This window comes from Pseudomonas sp. H1_D04 (assembly GCF_054683855.1).
In genome coordinates this window covers 6,270,085-6,287,318 of record NZ_CP162826.1, presented here as the reverse complement: position 1 = coordinate 6,287,318, position 17,234 = coordinate 6,270,085, and the positions used below count along the sequence as shown (strand labels likewise).

The window sequence follows — 17,234 nt, the reverse complement described above, 5'->3', positions numbered from 1 at the left end:
AGGCAGCTTTGCTCGAACTCTTCGAGCATATCGGAGCGGATCAGATGACCCTCGTCATTCCGATCCCGGTACCGTCGTGGCTCAAGTCACTGGCCATGTATGGGTTGACGTCTTCCTTGAGGGCGATGCGGCTGACGTGTGTGTCCGCATACGCCCTCTGTCTGACAATGCCTAAAACTTGAAGCGTCCCACCAACCCTTTGAGCTGACCGGAAATATCCGTCAAACGACCTGAGCCGGTCTGCGCCGAATGGGCAAAACCTTCCACCAACTGCGCATCGGCATGGATCTGCGCGATGTGCCGGTTGATCTCTTCCGCCACTTGGTGCTGTTCCTCAGCGGCGGTCGCGATCTGGGTGTTCTGGTCGCGGATCGAGTCCACGGAGCCAAGGATCTTGTCGAAGCTGTCGCGAGCCTGCTGGATGCGTTCCACGCTGGTGTGGGACACCAACAGGCTGCCTTGCATCTGCTGCGTGACTTCCTGGGTGCGGCGGGCGAGGTTGCCCAGCAGGCTGTCGATTTCGCCGGTGGAGTCCGCGGTGCGACGCGCCAAGGCGCGGACTTCGTCTGCAACCACGGCGAAGCCTCGGCCTTGGTCACCGGCGCGGGCCGCTTCGATCGCCGCGTTGAGTGCCAGCAGGTTGGTTTGCTCGGCAATCGAACGGATGGTATCGAGGATGGTGTTGATGTTCTGGCTGTCCTGCTCCAGCAACTGCATGGTCTGAGTCGATTTCTGCAGGTCTTCGCTAAGCTTGAGCACGCTGCCCGTGGCTTCGCCGATGTGCTGCTGACCGGCGTGCACATCGCGATAGCCTTCGTCGGCACTGGTGGCCGCGGCGCTGCAGGAGCGTGCGACTTCGTTGGCGGTGGCGACCATTTCGTTGAACGCAGTGCTGACCAGTTCCACGGCTTCACGCTGGCGGCCGGCGGCCTGGTTCATGTTATTGGCCACTTCGCTGGTGTCGGCGGCGGCGGTTTGCAGGTCGGATGATGCGTTACCGATGCGCTGCACCAACTGCGCGATCATGCTCAGGAACTGGTTGAACCAGCCGGCGAGGCTGGCGGTTTCGTCCTTGCCTTGCACCTTGAGCTGGCGGGTCAGGTCGCCTTCACCTTCGGCGATTTCTTGCAGGCCGTCGGCCACGCCACGGATCGGGCGGACAATGACGCTGGCAAAACTGGCGCCGACAATCGCGAACACTAAGGCCAACGCGGCAGCGATCGCGGCGATCAGCCAGGTGAGGCTGGTCGCACCCGCCATCACTTCGTCCCGCTTGATCAGCCCGATAAAGCGCCAGCCCAAGTCTTTTGAACTGACCACGTTAGCCATATAAGCCACGCCGTCGATGTCGATTTGGGTCACGCCGTCGCCACGCTTGGACAGTTCGGCGTAGTTGGGGCCGAGGTCTGCCATCGGCTTGAAGTTGTGCTTGGCGTCGCTGGGGTCCACCAGCACGTTGCCATTGGCTTCGACCAGCATCAGGTAGCCGCTGTCGCCCAGCTTGATGTTGCGCACCAGTTCGGTGAGCTGCTTGAGCGACACGTCCAGGCCGACCACGCCGAGGATTTTGCCGCTGGCGTCGGCGACGGTGTGCACGGTGCCGATCAGCACCACATCATCCGGTGCCCAGTAGTAGGCGCCGGTGCGCACGGTAGCGCCAGGCGCGGCGATGGCCGCTTGGTACCAAGGGCGTACGCGTGGGTCGTAGTTGTTCAGTTTGGTGTCGTCCGGCCAACTGGCGTAACCGCCGTCGCTCAGGCCCAGGGACAGGTAAGCGGTGCTCGGATGGCTCTTGGCGAACTGGTCGAAGATATCCAGCAGTTCTTTGTTGGTGGGTGTAAGGGGAATTTGCGCGGCGTCGGCGCCGGCGTAGCTCTTGAGGTCCTTGGCCGCGACAACGCGCGGGTCCTTGGCCACAAATTCGACGTTCTGGCTGATGCCGTCGAAGAACTGCTTCATGCCATTGTCGATCTGGCGGATTTCGCGGCCGCTGCTGTCGAGGAAGTTGGCCAGGGCCCCCTCGCGCAGATTCAACACTACCAACACGGCGACCAGGATGACGGGGACGCACGCGATAGCCGCGAACGCCCAGGTCAGCTTCTGCTTGATATTCATGACTTCACCTGCGGAGTATTTATAGTTTTGGCAAGGCAGTGGGTAGCGCAGAACGTCGCATGTGTTGTTATGAAGAGGTGTAGCCCATGCGTACCCCCGGTTTATCGACCGAGGAGTCACGCACTTTAGGGCCGCAGTCGTGATCAGCCGATTTGGGTATCGGCCAGGGCGTCGCGGCGCATCGATTGCAGGTTTTTTTCGATGGTTTCGCAGATGGCTTCCATCTGGATCTGGTGTTCGCTGGAGCGGAACGGGCTTTGCAAATCGGTGCCGATGCGTTCGATGGCCAGCAGCATAAAGCCCACCACCGTCGAGGCCAGCGGCGTGAACCAGCCCAGGGACTCCACAAGGCCCACCGGTACGATCAGGCAGAACAGCGAGATAAACAACCGCGGGAAATACACGTAAGGGTAGGGCAGTGGGGTGTTGGCGATACGCTCCATGCCGCCCTGGGCGTTGGACAAGTCCACCAGGGTGGATTCCAGCCGGGCCAGGCGAATGCTGTCCAGGTGCCCGGCTTTGTATTCCCGGGCCAGGATGGCCGCCGAGCCGGTGAGGATATCGTTGGCAAAGTTATTGGTGGCACCGTTGCGGGCGAATTCCTCAGTGGGGATAAACGCGCGGATTTCATCCGGGCATGGCTCGCCCTTAAGGTGCGCGGCCAGGCAATTCACGTAGGCCACGTGGCGGCGCAGCAGGGTGGACTTGACCGGGTTCACTTCACCGTCGGGGTCGTCCAGTAGCGTCAGCACCTGGCGCGCAAAGCTGCGCGAATTGTTGACCATCGCGCCCCATAGCGTGCGCGCCTCCCACCAGCGGTTGTAGGCGCTGCTGTTGCGAAAGCTGATGAGCACAATCAGTGCCGAGCCCAGCAGAGTGAGGGGCATCAGCGGCAAGTTGATCTTGGCGGTGAGAAACAGCATGAAGTCCACGGTGACGGCGACGTCCCACAGCAACAGCCAGAACAGCGACCAGCCCACATAGCCCATGGTCTTGATGATCAGGCGGTACTTTTTGATGATGGCGGCTTTCAAACGACAACCTCGTGGCGAGCGGTAGACAACTGTGCCTTAGCTCGGACGCTGGTTTGCGGGGAAGGTTCGCTGTGGTGACTGAAACGGTTAAGCCACCGGGGTCTTTTTGGAACAATTTTGGTAGCGACGGTGTCCCCTGCGTTAATCACGATAGATTGCGCTCAAGGCAAAACGCCATTATCTGTGCTGCAATTGAGATCAGTGAATCCAAGTTGTTTGATCAGGGCTCTTTCTCATGTGCAGTGGTTCGTTGAAGTTGGCGGTGGAACAGTCGGCGCGTGCGTTTGAGCGCCATGTGGATTTTGAAGCGTGTATTCGTACCCATTATTCGATCTTGCTGGAGTCCTATTCAAAAAGACCATTTTTCTACAAGACCGCACTGAAGTTCAGTCGCTTGATGGTGTCCTTTACGTTATTGAGCACCTATTTCTCCAAGCAGGTGCCTTTACTGTCCGAGGTGAAAGAGTTTTGTACGGCGCGCGGGTTCTGTTCCAGAAACAGTCTGGAGTCGATCTTCCTGCTGTTCAGGGCGTTGGGGTTCATGACGGTGTCGAGGCATGCGGATGACAGCCGTCTGCGGGTATTCAGCCCGTCACCCCTAGCCTGCGAGGAGATCAGGCTGATGCTCACGTCCGTGGTCGAGCCGCTGGGCGTGATGTGCCCGGAAACCGCGGTTTGCGGCTCAATGAACGGGTTGGATGATCGCGCTTATCTGGCACGTTATTTCAAAGGGTTTTCGGTCCTTCTCTCCCATAATGTGACCATCGACCTGCTGATGCCCGACTGTTATTGGCTGGTAAAGCGCGATGCCGGGCATATGTTGATGCTGGCGATCTATAACGATGCGTGTGCGTTGGATAACCAGGGGGCAAGTTTCAGGTCTTCGTCCTACCTTTCCATCGCTGAGCAACTCTCGGTGTCCAAGACCCATGTTATTCGCTTGGTGCAAGAGGGGGCTGACCGGGGCTATTTCAAGATTCATTCCAAGACATTGCTTGAAGTCCTGCCACCTTTTATCGTGTTGGTAAGGCGCTTCATGGCGTATTCGTTTGCGACCTGCCTGCACAGTCTTCAACTGAGTCATGTCGATACCAAAGCGGCCACTCATGCATAGGGAGTGACGGGATGCCGGCTAATGTGAAGCTCAGGCCACGGATGCAAAGGCTGTTGTCGCCCGCAATTGCCCAGGCGGAATTGATCGGGATTTTCGCCTGGTTGGCGGTGTTGCTGGTTGATCGCGGGGGGATGTTCGGCTGGCCGGTCGTGCTGGTCACGATGGGGCTGTGCGTGGTGTATGGGGTTCACCGGGTGGTGACTCAGTATGTGCTGTGGCGGGCGCTGGGCGTGGGTTATATGGTGCTGCTGTCCGCGGGTTTTGCCTATGTGGTTCACACCCGCCCCGACCTGCAGGTGTTCGCCTTGCCGCTGGCCGTGACCTTGGTAATGAGCAGCGCAATCCTGTTTATCGTGGTTCAGGATTTTCTGTTCTGCGCCGCATTGGTGTGGTTACTGACGTGGCCCCAGATTCAGCTGAGCCTTTACGCAGGCGTCGACACCTACGTGTTCATCTTTTGCGCCGCGTCGGTGGCCATCGGATTTATCTTGAATGTCTACTACCTGAAGAACCTGCGTTCCGTGTTACTGGTGGAGAGTGAGTTTCGGGAGTTGGCCGAGACCGATTATTTGACCTCCATCCTGAACCGGCGGGCCTTTATGGAGAGCTTCGCCAAACTGATTGCGGCCGGTGATACCGGCTACTTCATGATGCTGGATATCGACAGTTTCAAATTGAAGAATGACCAGTTCGGCCATGACGTCGGCGACAGGATTCTCTGCGCCATGGCCGCGTGCTTTAAATCCACCCCAGGCAGCCACAGTTTCGGCAGGATTGGCGGCGAAGAATTCGGGGTGCTGCTGGTGGGCGATGACCCTGGTCTCGCCACCGATTACGCGCTGCGCCTGCTGCAAGCGATCCGCAGCAGTGTCGCGCCGCCCCATGACTACACTTGCAGTGCGGGCATGGCGCGCTTTACGGCCGGGGCCGAAATGTCGGCGGTCCTCAAGCGTGCCGACCGCAACCTCTACGCTGCCAAGGGCAACGGTAAAGACCGCGTGTATTTGGATGGCGCGCCGGTGTTTCAGGGGTCGACGTCCACCCCGGAGGCCCTATGAAAGTTGGCGTGATTTCCGATACTCACGGCCTGCTGCGGCCTGAAGCCGTGGCGGCGTTGCAGGGATGCGAACAGATCATCCATGCCGGCGATATCGGTAGCCCTGAAATTCTTCAGCAATTGGCGCAGATCGCACCCCTGCACGTGGTGCGCGGCAACAATGACCAGGACGCGCCGTGGGCACGGCAGGTGCCCGACCATCTGATGCTGGATGTGGACGGGTGGCGGACGTTGGTAGTGCATGACATCGCCGACGTCCCCGCACGACTCGATACGCATGTACGGCTGGTGATCACCGGTCATTCGCACAAGCCCGTGATCGAATGGCGGGGCGCAACGCTGTATGTGAACCCCGGCAGTGCAGGGCGGCGGCGCTTCAAGTTGCCGGTGACGTTGGCGGTGCTGGAGGTGCAGGCGCTGACGATCGAGTCGCAACTGATCACGCTGCTGGACTGATCGGGGTTTATGCTTGCGCCAGGATGCTCTGCAACAACCCTGGAAACCGTTCCTCAAGCACATCGCCGCGCAACGAATTCATATGGGTCGTGCCCACGCTGCGGGTGTGCACCAGGCCGGCATCGCGCAGTACGCGGAAGTGGTGGGACATGCTGGACTTGGGGCGCCCGCCGTCCAGTTCGCCGCAAGTGGCTTCTGGCACGCCGGCCAGGCAGCGCACGATTTCCAGGCGCACCGGGTCGCTCAGGGCGTACAGCAGACGCTCCAGGGTCAGATCTTCAGGGGTAGGGTGTTTGAAGGCTCGCATGGGGCGGATGATAACAGGGGGGTATCGCCGAATACCATAGTTCGATTACCATCGAACTATCGAATCACTCACTCGCTGCTGGAGTTCCCATGTCCGCTCTGTTCGAACCCTTCAAACTCAAAGACGTAACCCTGCGCAATCGCATCGCCATCCCGCCAATGTGCCAATACATGGCCGAAGACGGCATCGTCAACGACTGGCACCACGTGCACCTGGCCGGCATGGCCCGTGGCGGTGCCGGTTTGTTAGTGGTCGAGGCCACTGCCGTTGCGCCTGAAGGCCGCATCACTCCGGGCTGTGCCGGCATCTGGAGCGATGCACATGCTCAGGCGTTCGTGCCGATGGTCAAGGCGATCAAGGCCGCAGGTTCAGTGCCCGGCATTCAGATTGCCCACGCCGGGCGTAAAGCCAGTGCCAACCGTCCATGGGAAGGGGATGACCACATTCCGGCTTCCGACGCACGCCATTGGGAAACCATTGCGCCGTCGGCCATCGCCTTCGGTGCCAACCTGCCCAATGTGCCGCGCGCCATGACCCTGGACGACATCGCTCGCGTTAAACAGGATTTCGTCGACGCCGCCCGTCGCGCCCGTGACGCCGGTTTCGAGTGGATCGAACTGCACTTCGCCCACGGTTACCTGGCCCAAAGCTTTTTCTCCGAGCATTCCAACCAACGTACCGATGCCTACGGTGGCAGCTTCGACAACCGCAGCCGTTTCCTCCTGGAAACCCTGGCCGCCGTGCGTGAAGTCTGGCCGGAAAACCTGCCGCTGACCGCGCGTTTCGGTGTGATCGAATACGACGGTCGTGACGAGCAAACCCTCACCGAATCCATCGAACTGGCGCGTAATTTCAAAGCCGGTGGCTTGGACCTGCTGAGCGTCAGCGTCGGTTTCACCATCCCCGACACCAACATCCCGTGGGGCCCGGCCTTTATGGGCCCGATTGCCGAACGCGTGCGCCGCGAAGCCGGTATCCCGGTGACCTCGGCGTGGGGTTTTGGTACGCCACAATTGGCAGAAAGCGCGTTGCAGGCGGGGCATTTGGACCTGGTCTCAGTGGGCCGCGCGCACCTCGCTGACCCGCATTGGGCGTACTTTGCCGCCAAAGAGCTGGGCGTGGATAAGTCCTCCTGGACCTTGCCAGCGCCGTATGCGCATTGGTTGGAACGCTATCGCTGAGGCGAGCCAAGCGGTTTATGGAGCCACTCAATCGAGTGGCTTTTTTTTATCTGAGAATTGATACAAAGCGGATACTCAAAAAATAACGAATGAGAATGGATGTCAAACGAGAATGCGTTGATATACCATGCGCCGCGAATTCTTGGCAGGTTTGCCGTCCCATCTGGCTCATTCACTAGGTCCAACATCCATGCGTCGTACCCTGATTTCCATCTGTGTGTTGCAGGCGTTTTCCCCGTTCACCTGGGCAGAAGTGGCGCCCACCGAGCAAACCAGTCTGGAGTTGCAAGCGACCACTGTGACGGGCACGGCGGACTATGAAACAGCTCAGGGGCCGGTCAAGGGCTACCACGCCACACGCTCAGCCAGCGCGACGCGCACCGACACGTCGATTCATGAAACACCGCAGTCCATCAGCGTGGTGTCCAAGGATGTGGTCGAAGACATTGGCGCCACCCGCCTGCAGGATGCCCTTGACTATGCCGGCGGCGTCGGCCGCGCCAACAACTTCGGCGGCCAGGGCCTGACCACCTTCACCGTGCGCGGCTTTACCACTGGCGAGTTCTACCGCAACGGTTTCCCGATCAACCGCGGCTACCCGAACATGCCGGACGCCAACACCATCGAACGCCTCGAAGTACTGCGCGGTCCCGCAACCATGCTGTATGGCCGTGGCGATCCAGGCGGCACGTTCAACGTGGTGTCCAAGCAGCCGCTGGCAGAGCGTACCGTGACCCTGGGCAGCCAGTTGAATGATCAAGGCATGAAACGCGGCACCCTGGATGCCTCCGGCCCTTTGGATGAAGAAGGTCGCCTCGCTTATCGCCTGAACGTGGTGGGCGAGGGCGGCGACACCTTCCGGGACCATGTGGAAACCGAACGCTACGGCGTGACGCCTGTCATCACCTGGCAAGCCACCGACGACACCAAGGTGATCTTCGAAGGCGACTTCATGCGTAACAACCACCCGCTGGACCGTGGCCTGACGCGCTATCCCACCCAAAAAGGCAACGCATCGCGCGATACCTTCTGGGGCGATAAAGACGTCGGCAAATTGCACAACGACAACAGCATGGCGCAGTTGCGCTTCGAACACCTGCTCAACGAAAACTGGACCCTGGGCGGCGGTTTCCAGTGGCTGGACGGCACCTTGCAGGGCAACGCCATTGAAGCCAACGGCCTGAGCGCCGATGGCCGCACGCTGCAACGCAACTTCAACTATCGCAAGCTGGAATGGACCGACAAGGATTACCAACTCAACCTCACCGGGCATTTCACCACCGGTGGTTTCGAGCACACCTTGCTGACCGGCATCGAGTATGAGGATTACGACTACAAGTCGATCATCCAGCGTTCCAGTGCCACCGCGGGCACTTACCCGATCGATATCTTTGACCCTGTTTACGGCCAGGCACGCCCACCGCTCACGCGAACACCGACCCACGACAAAGAAAACCTCAAGACCTACGCAGCCTTTGTGCAGGACCAAGTGGCCCTCACCGAGCGCCTGAAAGTCTTGGCCGGTGCGCGTTTTGAGCGTTTTGAGCATGACTACGAAAGCTACGTGACCGGGGTTAAACCTTGGCAAGCCGCTGATAACGCGGTCACCCCACGTGTGGGCGTGATCTACGACCTTACCGATACCGTCGCGGTCTACGCTGACGCCGCACGTTCGTTCAAGCCGAACACTGGCGCTGCTCGCCAAGGTGGCGGGTTTGAGCCGGAAAAGGGCAAGTCCTATGAGATGGGCGTCAAATGGGAAGCCTTGGACCGTCAACTGAGCGTCGACGCGGCGATCTACCAGATCGAGAAGAAAAACGTCCTCACCACCGACCCTATCGACTCAACCTTCAGCGTCGCCGCTGGCCAAGTCCGCAGCCGTGGTTTCGACCTGAATGTGGCGGGCAATATCACCCCCGAGTGGCGCGTGATCGGCGGTTACGCCTACGTGGATGCCGAAGTCACCAAGGACAACACCATTCGCCCCGGCACGCGCCTGCTGAACATTCCCCGCAACAGCTTCAGCCTGCTTAACGTCTACGAATTCCAGGACGGCGCCCTCAAAGGCCTGGGCCTGGGCGCGGGTGGCAAGTATGTCGACCAGCGTGCCGGCCAGACCGCCAATACGGCGTTCTCGATGGACGCCTACACCGTTGTGGACCTGCTGGGCTACTACAAGGTCAATGACAAGGTACGACTGAACCTGGATGTAAAGAACCTGTTCAACCGCGAGTATGAAGAGGGCGCGTTCGGCAATATCTACGCCTACCCAGGCGCACCCCGCACTGTGCAGGTCGGCATCGCCTACACCCTGTAAAGGCCTGCACAGCTTCAATGTGGGAGGGGCTTGCCCCCGATAGCGGTAGACCAGTCGATGATGCTGTGACTGACCCACCGCCATCGGGGGCAAGCCCCCTCCCACATTTGATTGCGTTTACATTACAGCGGCGTCAGCACATTCATCACCGTATCCAACGCCACCCGCGTGTCATCCAACTGCACCAGTGAGGCATGCCGTGCACCCAGCGCATCGCGGTTCTGGATCGCGGTGAGAATCGCCTTGTGCCGGGGCAGGCTCAGGCCCTGGATGTCCGGGCGACGGTTGGTGATGTTGATCGACTCGCGCAACGGCAACGACAGCATGTTGCACATATAGGCGAGCAAGTCGTTGCGCGTGGCGTCGGCGATGGCGCGGTGGAAGTCCAGGTCGGCCTGCAACAGGTCTTCGTGGGTCTTCGCGGTTTCCATGCCCTGGTAGGCTTTTTCGATGGTGGCGATGTCGTCATCGGTCGCCGTCGTGGCGGCCATGGCGGCGATTTCCGGTTCGAGGATGCGCCGCACGCCGGCCAGGGTATTGAAGAATTCGCTGTGGGGCGTGGATTGCATCAGCCAGGACAACACATCCGGGTCGAGCAGGTGCCACTTCAAGCGCGGCCGCACCACGGCGCCCACCCGTGGTTTGGAATACACCAGGCCCTTGGCGCTGAGAACCCGGGTCGCCTCGCGCAGCACCGAGCGGCTGACCTTGTACTCCTCGCAGAGCGTGGCCTCCATGGGCAGTCTTTCTTCCGGCTTGAAGCGACCGGAAACTATGTGCATGCCCAAGTCCTGAACGATCTGGGCATGCATGCTCTTGCGCGGCTTGGGCGGCTGGTGATCCATAACGACGGGGAGGCTCTGGCTTAAAGACGCGGCATCATAGCATCCCAATTAGTGGGAATGACGCGGGACTTCCGCCCCCCGGCAGCCCACCAGGAAGTCAAAGTCGCAGCCTTGGTCTGCCTGCAACACATGGTCGATGTACAGCTGGCGGTAGCCGCCGACGATGAGTTTTTCCGGTGGCGCCAGGTCTGCCATGCGCGCCGCCAGCTCTGCATCGGGGATGTCCAGGTGCAAGCGGCCGTTGGCGCAGTCCAGTTCGATCCAGTCGCCTTCCTTCACCGTGGCCAACGGCCCGCCCGCTGCTGCTTCCGGCGCGACGTGCAACACCACCGTGCCGTACGCCGTGCCGCTCATGCGCGCATCGGAAATACGCACCATATCGGTCACGCCCTGGGCCAGCAGCTTGGCCGGCAAGCCCATGTTGCCGACCTCGGCCATGCCCGGGTAACCCTTGGGCCCGCAGTTTTTCATGACCAGGATCGAGTTGGCGTCCACGTCCAGCTCCGGATCGTTGATGCGCGCCTTGTACATGTCGAAATTCTCGAACACCACCGCACGACCGCGATGCTGCATCAGCTCCGGGCTGGCGGCTGACGGCTTGAGCACTGCGCCGAGCGGGGCGAGGTTGCCGCGCAGCACGCAGATACCGCCGTCGGCGCGGATCGGGTTATCCAGGGTACGGATCACTTCGTCCTGGCCGTAGATCGGCGAGTCCTTGGTGTTCTCGCCCAGGGACTTGCCGTTCACGGTCAAGGCGTTCGGGTGCGGGATCAGGTTGGCTTCGCCGAGGCGGCGCAACACGGCAGGCAGGCCGCCGGCGTAGTAGAACTCTTCCATTAGAAAGCGCCCGGACGGCTGCAAGTCGACGATGGTCGGCATGCCACGACCCATGCGGGTCCAGTCGTCCAGGTCCAACTCGACGCCGATGCGCCCGGCGATGGCTTTGAGGTGAATCACCGCGTTGGTCGAACCGCCGATGGCCGCGTTCACGCGAATAGCGTTTTCAAACGCCTCCTTGGTGAGGATCTTCGACAGCTTCAAGTCTTCGCGCACCATCTCCACCGCGCGCATGCCCGACATATGCGCCAGCACATAGCGCCGCGCATCCACTGCCGGAATCGCCGCGTTGTGGGGCAGGGAAGTGCCCAGTGCCTCGGCCATGCAGGCCATGGTCGACGCGGTGCCCATGGTGTTGCAGGTACCCGCCGAGCGCGACATGCCGCCTTCGGCCGCAAGGAAGTCGTCCAGGGTAATGGTGCCGGCCTTGACCTGTTCACTGAGCTGCCACACCACGGTGCCCGAGCCGATGTCCTGGCCCTTGTGCTTGCCGTTGAGCATCGGCCCGCCGGTGACCACGATGGCCGGCACGTCGCAACTGGCGGCGCCCATCAGCAGGGCCGGGGTGGTCTTGTCGCAGCCGGTCAGTAGCACCACACCATCAATCGGGTTGCCGCGAATGGCTTCCTCCACGTCCATGCTCGCCAGGTTGCGCGTCAGCATGGCAGTGGGGCGCAGGTTGGATTCGCCATTGGAGAACACCGGGAATTCGACCGGGAAGCCACCGGCCTCGATCACACCGCGTTTGACGTGCTCGGCGATCTGGCGGAAATGCGCGTTGCACGGGGTCAGCTCCGACCAGGTATTGCAGATACCGATGATCGGCTTGCCATGGAACTGATGGTCGGCAATGCCCTGATTCTTCATCCAGCTGCGGTACATGAAGCCGTTTTTGTCGGCGGTACCAAACCACTGGGCAGAGCGTAGGCCGGGCTTTTTATCAGACATGATCGATTCTCTTATTGTATGACTATATGTTCTCTCTACGGCTAAACATAAGCGCAAAATGTTCGCTTTGGAAGAGTTGTTTTGCAAATAGTCCTACTATATAGTCTGACTTAACTGAGGTATGACCCTGGCGGATTTTCTGCGAGAGGCATCCCCGATTCCTATAAGAACAACAATCGGAGATCGACCCCATGAGCGAGGAATTACGGCTTATCCGGCGCATCACGCTGAAACTGATTCCCTTCCTGATCTTGCTGTACCTGATCGCCTACGTGGACCGTTCCGCCGTGGGCTTTGCCAAGTTGCACATGGGCGCCGACGTCGGCATCGGTGATGCGGCTTATGGCCTGGGTGCTGGGTTGTTCTTCATTGGCTACTTCCTGTTCGAGATTCCCAGCAACCTGATGCTCGACCGCTTCGGCGCGCGGCGCTGGTTCGCCCGCATCATGATCACCTGGGGCACCATCACCATCGGCATGGCGTTCGTGCAGGGGCCTCACAGCTTCTATGTGATGCGCTTTCTGCTCGGTGCGGCCGAAGCCGGGTTCTTCCCGGGCGTGCTGTACTACATCACCCAATGGTTCCCGGTGCGCCATCGCGGCAAGATCCTTGGGCTGTTTATCCTCTCGCAGCCCATCGCGATGATGATCACCGGCCCCGTGTCCGGCGGCCTGCTGGGTATGGACGGCATCCTCGGCCTGCACGGCTGGCAGTGGCTGTTTATCGTGATCGGCACCCCGGCGATCCTGCTGACCTGGCCGGTGCTGCGTTACCTGCCGGATGGTCCCAAGCAGGTCAAGTGGATGACCGACGCCGAAAAAACCTGGTTGACCGACGAACTGAACAAAGACCTGCAAGCCTACGGTCAGACCCGCCACGGCAATCCATTGCATGCGCTCAAAGACAAGCGCGTGTTGCTGCTGGCGCTGTTCTACCTGCCGGTGACCCTGAGCATCTACGGCCTGGGCTTGTGGCTGCCCACGTTGATCAAGCAGTTCGGGGGCAGCGACCTCACCACCGGCTTTATATCGGCGGTGCCGTATATCTTCGGCATCATCGGTTTGCTGATTATCCCGCGCAGTTCCGACCGCCTGAATGATCGTTACGGGCACCTCGCCGTGCTCTATGTGCTGGGTGCGATCGGCCTGTTCTTCAGCGCCTGGCTGAGTGTGCCGGTGCTGCAAATGGCCGCGCTGTGCCTGGCAGCGTTCGCGATGTTCTCTTGTACGGCGGTGTTCTGGACCTTGCCGGGCCGCTTCTTCGCCGGCGCCAGTGCGGCGGCCGGCATTGCCTTGATCAACTCCGTGGGCAACCTCGGCGGCTATATCGGCCCGTTCGTGATTGGTGCGCTCAAGGAATACACCGGCAACCTGGCCTCGGGCTTGTACTTCCTGTCCGGTGTGATGGTGTTCGGGCTGGTGCTGACCGGCGTGGTCTATCGCCTGCTTGAGCGCAAGCACGTGCTGCCCGTCGACCAGTTCGCCGCCAGCGCCCGTGGCGCCACACGTACTTAATCTAGGAGAACCTTCATGCGTTTAGTGCAGTTCGAACTCAATAATGGCGAGCGCCGCGTTGGCGTAGTGGAAGGCAAGCAACTGCGTGAAGTGCGCAGCGCCCATAGCGTGCGTGAGCTAGCCTTGGCCGCCATCGAAGCGGGCGTCAAGTTGCAGCAGCAGGTGGACAGCCTCGGCCTGGGCGACAGCCACGACTACGCCGCCTTGCTGGCCGAACAAAAAATCCTGCCGCCTCTGGATCACCCGGACCCGGCCCACATGCTGATCAGCGGCACCGGCCTGACCCACTTGGGCAGCGCCTCGGCGCGGGACAAAATGCACCAGGGCGGTGACGACAGCGCCCTGACCGACACCATGCGCATCTTCAAGTGGGGCGTGGTGGGCGGCAAGCCCGCCGCCGGTGAGGCCGGCGTGCAGCCGGAGTGGTTCTACAAGGGCGACGGCAGCATTGTGGTGCGCCCAGGCCAAGCCTTCCCGGTGCCACCGTTTGCCGAAGATGCTGGTGAAGAACCGGAGATCGGCGGCCTCTACGTGATCGGCCACGACGGTAAACCCTACCGCCTGGGTTTCGCGGTGGGCAACGAGTTTTCCGACCATGTGATGGAGCGCAAGAACTACCTGTACCTGGCCCATTCCAAGCTGCGCAGTTGCAGCTACGGCCCGGAACTGCGTGTCGGCGAATTGCCCCAGCACCTGGCCGGCACCAGCCGCATCCTGCGTAACGGCGAGGAAATCTGGCGGAACGAATTCCTCAGTGGCGAGGCCAATATGTGCCACAGCCTGGAAAACCTCGAATACCACCACTTCAAATACAGCCAATTCCTCAAGCCGGGCGATGTGCACATTCATTTCTTCGGCACCGCCACCTTGTCATTCGCCGACGGTATACGTACCCAACCGGGGGATGTGTTCGAGATCAGCCAGGCTGAGTTCGGCGCGCCGTTGATCAACAGTGTCGGCAGCGTCGATGCAGCGTTCGAACCCGGCAATGTCATCACCCTTTAAGGAGACCCACATGACCCAGTTTCTCGGCCACAACTTTATCGGCGGCCAGCGCAGCGCCAACGGCAGTGTGAAGCTGCAAAGCGTCGACGCCACCACCGGCGAAGCCTTGCCCCAGGATTTCTACCAGGCCACGCCGCAGGAAGTCGACGCCGCCGCCCACGCCGCCGCGCAGGCTTATCCGGCGTACCGGGCCTTGAGCGCCGCACGTCGCGCGCAGTTCCTGGATGCGATCGCCGATGAGTTGGATGCGCTGAGCGATAACTTCGTTGAGTTGGTCTGCCGCGAAACCGCATTGCCTGCCGCCCGTATCAAGGGCGAGCGCGGGCGTACCAGCGGGCAGATGCGCCTGTTTGCCACGGTGTTGCGTCGCGGTGATTTCTACGGTGCCCGCATCGACAAAGCCCTGCCGGATCGCCAACCACTGCCGCGTCCGGACCTGCGTCAATACCGCATCGGCCTCGGCCCGGTGGCGGTGTTCGGTGCGAGCAATTTCCCCCTGGCATTCTCCACGGCAGGCGGCGACACCGCCGCCGCGCTGGCGGCCGGTTGCCCGGTGGTGTTCAAAGCCCACAGCGGCCACATGGCGACGGCTGAACAGGTGGCCAATGCAATCATCCGCGCGGCCGAGGCCACCGAGATGCCGGCTGGCGTGTTCAACATGATCTTCGGCGGTGGCGTCGGTGAGGCGCTGGTCAAGCACCCGGCGATCCAGGCGGTGGGCTTTACCGGCTCGCTCAAGGGCGGTCGTGCCCTCTGCGATATGGCCGCGGCGCGCCCGCAACCGATCCCGGTGTTTGCCGAAATGTCGAGCATCAACCCGGTGATTGTCTTGCCCCAGGCCTTGCAGGCGCGGGCCGAGACCGTCGCCCGTGACCTCACCGCGTCGGTCGTACAAGGCTGCGGCCAGTTCTGCACCAACCCCGGCCTGGTGATCGGTATTGCATCGCCGGAATTCACCGCGTTCACCCAACAGGTGGCGCAATTGATCGGCGAACAACCGGCGCAAACCATGCTCAACGCCGGTACCTTGAGCAGCTATGGCAAGGGCCTGGAAAAACTCCTGTCACACCCTGGCATTCAGCATTTGGCCGGCAGCAGCCAGGCCGGTAATCAGGCGCAACCGCAGCTGTTCAAGGCCGACGTGCGCCTGTTGCTCGATGGTGATGAAGTGCTGCAAGAAGAAGTCTTCGGCCCCACCACGGTGTTTATCGAAGTGGCTGATCAAGCCCAACTCAGCGCGGCGTTGCACGGCCTGCACGGTCAACTGACGGCCACGATCATTGGCGAGCCGGCGGATTTTCAACAGTTCGCCGAGCTCACGCCGCTGCTGGAACAGAAGGTTGGGCGCATCCTGCTCAACGGCTACCCGACCGGCGTGGAAGTCTGCGACTCGATGGTGCATGGCGGCCCGTACCCGGCCACGTCCGATGCCCGTGGCACGTCGGTCGGCACCTTGGCCATCGACCGTTTCCTGCGCCCGGTGTGCTTCCAGAACTACCCTGATAGCCTGCTGCCCGACGCGTTGAAAAACGCTAACCCGTTGCGTATCCAGCGCTTGGTCGATGGCACGCCATCGCGCGATTCGCTGTAAGGAATCCGGAGGTTTCATGTCGTGTAAGGCCGTCACTGCACACCGTGCGCAATTGGGCGAAGGCCCATTCTGGGACGCGCCCACCCAGGCGCTGTATTGGGTCAATATCGCCGGCAAACAGGCCTTGGGCCTGATGGGTGGGCAATTGCAGATCTGGCAGTTGCCCGAGCATGTCTCGGCCTTTATCCCGTGTGAAAGCGGCGATGCGTTGGTGACCTTGAGCAGCGGTGTCTACCGCCTGGACCTGGTCACCGAAGCCTTGACCCTGCTGTGCGTGGCCGACCCGCAACCGGGCAACCGTGGCAATGAAGCGCGCTGCGATGCCCAAGGCCGGCTGTGGCTGGGCACCATGCAGAACAACATCGGTGAGCAGGGCGAAGACCTGCCGATTACGCGGCGTTCAGGTGGCTTGTTTCGCATTGATGCCGATGGGCAGGTCGCGCCTCTGCTGAGCGGCCTGGGCATTCCCAACACGTTGCTGTGGAGTGAGGACGGCAGCCAGGTGCATTTTGGCGACAGCATGGATGGCACGCTCTATCGGCATGTCATCCAGCCCGACGGTCAGCTCGAACCGGCACAGGTGTGGTTCGGTCCACACGCACGCGGCGGGCCGGATGGCTCGGCGATGGATGCCGAAGGCTACATCTGGAATGCCCGTTGGGACGGCAGTTGCCTGCTTCGCCTGACGCCTGATGGCGAGGTGGATCGCATCATCGAACTGCCCGTCAGCCGTCCCACCAGTTGTGTATTCGGTGGGCCCAACCTCACCACGCTGTACATCACCAGTGCCGCCAGCCCGTTGGATCACCCTCTGGATGGTGCGGTGCTGGCTATCGAAGTCGATGTCCCTGGCAAACCGTGCCATCGCTTTGCCGGTTAAACCCCAAGACTCAAAAACAACAACAAGAGGTGT

The 17,234-nt window shown here is 61.0% G+C and carries 13 protein-coding genes and 2 pseudogenes; 9 read left to right on the top strand and 6 right to left on the bottom strand.

Features of this window, described 5'->3' with window-relative positions:
- Positions 1 to 171 precede the first annotated feature (171 nt).
- The 3 genes and pseudogenes from AB4N82_RS28905 to AB4N82_RS28895 form a co-directional block, all read right to left on the bottom strand.
- A pseudogene (locus AB4N82_RS28905) lies at positions 172 to 687 on the bottom strand (methyl-accepting chemotaxis protein); the annotation flags it as partial.
- A 348-nt stretch (positions 688 to 1,035) separates the two neighbouring features.
- Positions 1,036 to 2,115, bottom strand: a pseudogene (locus tag AB4N82_RS28900) (HAMP domain-containing protein); the annotation flags it as partial.
- Between the two features lie 143 nt (positions 2,116 to 2,258).
- A complete protein-coding gene (locus AB4N82_RS28895) occupies positions 2,259 to 3,149 on the bottom strand; it encodes a bestrophin family protein (RefSeq protein WP_032885432.1) in 891 nt (296 codons plus the stop codon).
- A 262-nt stretch (positions 3,150 to 3,411) separates the two neighbouring features.
- On the opposite strand from AB4N82_RS28895, the gene AB4N82_RS28890 reads away from it, so the two are divergent.
- From AB4N82_RS28890 to AB4N82_RS28880, 3 genes are read left to right on the top strand one after another with little or no spacing between them, the layout of a single operon-like run.
- The gene (locus AB4N82_RS28890) at positions 3,412 to 4,263 is read left to right on the top strand and encodes a hypothetical protein (RefSeq protein ID WP_233897064.1); all 852 of its coding nucleotides are present in this window, start codon (positions 3,412 to 3,414) and stop codon (positions 4,261 to 4,263) included.
- An 11-nt stretch (positions 4,264 to 4,274) separates the two neighbouring features.
- Positions 4,275 to 5,321 carry a GGDEF domain-containing protein gene (locus AB4N82_RS28885; RefSeq protein WP_099603346.1) on the top strand — a complete coding sequence of 349 codons (1,047 nt, stop codon included), beginning with the start codon at positions 4,275 to 4,277 and terminating at the stop codon, positions 5,319 to 5,321.
- A complete protein-coding gene (locus AB4N82_RS28880) occupies positions 5,318 to 5,776 on the top strand; it encodes a metallophosphoesterase family protein (RefSeq protein WP_122753798.1) in 459 nt (152 codons plus the stop codon). Before AB4N82_RS28885 ends, AB4N82_RS28880 begins: the two co-directional genes overlap by 4 nt.
- 7 nt (positions 5,777 to 5,783) lie before the next feature.
- On the opposite strand, the gene AB4N82_RS28875 is transcribed toward AB4N82_RS28880, so the two are convergent.
- Entirely contained in the window at positions 5,784 to 6,083 is a 300-nt protein-coding gene (locus AB4N82_RS28875; RefSeq protein ID WP_032885428.1) for an ArsR/SmtB family transcription factor, read from the bottom strand.
- 89 nt (positions 6,084 to 6,172) lie between these two features.
- On the opposite strand from AB4N82_RS28875, the gene AB4N82_RS28870 reads away from it, so the two are divergent.
- Together AB4N82_RS28870 and AB4N82_RS28865 are read left to right on the top strand one after the other, a co-directional pair.
- On the top strand, positions 6,173 to 7,264 hold the full coding sequence (locus tag AB4N82_RS28870) for an NADH:flavin oxidoreductase/NADH oxidase (protein ID WP_122764077.1): 1,092 nt from the start codon (positions 6,173 to 6,175) through the stop codon (positions 7,262 to 7,264).
- A gap of 190 nt (positions 7,265 to 7,454) precedes the next feature.
- The gene (locus AB4N82_RS28865; RefSeq protein WP_122764078.1) at positions 7,455 to 9,581 is read left to right on the top strand and encodes a TonB-dependent siderophore receptor; all 2,127 of its coding nucleotides are present in this window, start codon (positions 7,455 to 7,457) and stop codon (positions 9,579 to 9,581) included.
- 122 nt (positions 9,582 to 9,703) lie between these two features.
- Here the strand turns inward: AB4N82_RS28865 and AB4N82_RS28860 are convergent, their stop codons facing one another.
- Together AB4N82_RS28860 and AB4N82_RS28855 are read right to left on the bottom strand one after the other, a co-directional pair.
- Positions 9,704 to 10,426, bottom strand: a complete 723-nt coding sequence (locus AB4N82_RS28860) for a FadR/GntR family transcriptional regulator (RefSeq protein WP_032885425.1) — start codon at positions 10,424 to 10,426, stop codon at positions 9,704 to 9,706.
- A 48-nt stretch (positions 10,427 to 10,474) separates the two neighbouring features.
- Positions 10,475 to 12,211, bottom strand: coding sequence for an IlvD/Edd family dehydratase (locus AB4N82_RS28855; protein WP_032885424.1), 1,737 nt, complete (start codon positions 12,209 to 12,211; stop codon positions 10,475 to 10,477).
- Between the two features lie 191 nt (positions 12,212 to 12,402).
- On the opposite strand from AB4N82_RS28855, the gene AB4N82_RS28850 reads away from it, so the two are divergent.
- The 4 genes from AB4N82_RS28850 to AB4N82_RS28835 are packed head-to-tail and all read left to right on the top strand — an operon-like array spanning position 12,403 to position 17,201.
- Positions 12,403 to 13,725 carry an MFS transporter gene (locus tag AB4N82_RS28850; protein WP_032885423.1) on the top strand — a complete coding sequence of 441 codons (1,323 nt, stop codon included), beginning with the start codon at positions 12,403 to 12,405 and terminating at the stop codon, positions 13,723 to 13,725.
- Between the two features lie 15 nt (positions 13,726 to 13,740).
- Positions 13,741 to 14,730: an AraD1 family protein gene (gene araD1, locus AB4N82_RS28845; RefSeq protein ID WP_460104057.1), complete on the top strand. Its 990-nt coding sequence runs from the start codon at positions 13,741 to 13,743 to the stop codon at positions 14,728 to 14,730.
- A gap of 10 nt (positions 14,731 to 14,740) precedes the next feature.
- Complete coding sequence (locus AB4N82_RS28840; RefSeq protein ID WP_122764079.1) at positions 14,741 to 16,321, top strand: aldehyde dehydrogenase (NADP(+)); 1,581 nt, start codon at positions 14,741 to 14,743, stop codon at positions 16,319 to 16,321.
- Between the two features lie 16 nt (positions 16,322 to 16,337).
- Positions 16,338 to 17,201 (top strand): SMP-30/gluconolactonase/LRE family protein, encoded by an 864-nt coding sequence (locus tag AB4N82_RS28835; protein ID WP_122764080.1) that lies wholly within the window; start codon positions 16,338 to 16,340, stop codon positions 17,199 to 17,201.
- Positions 17,202 to 17,234 lie beyond the last annotated feature (33 nt).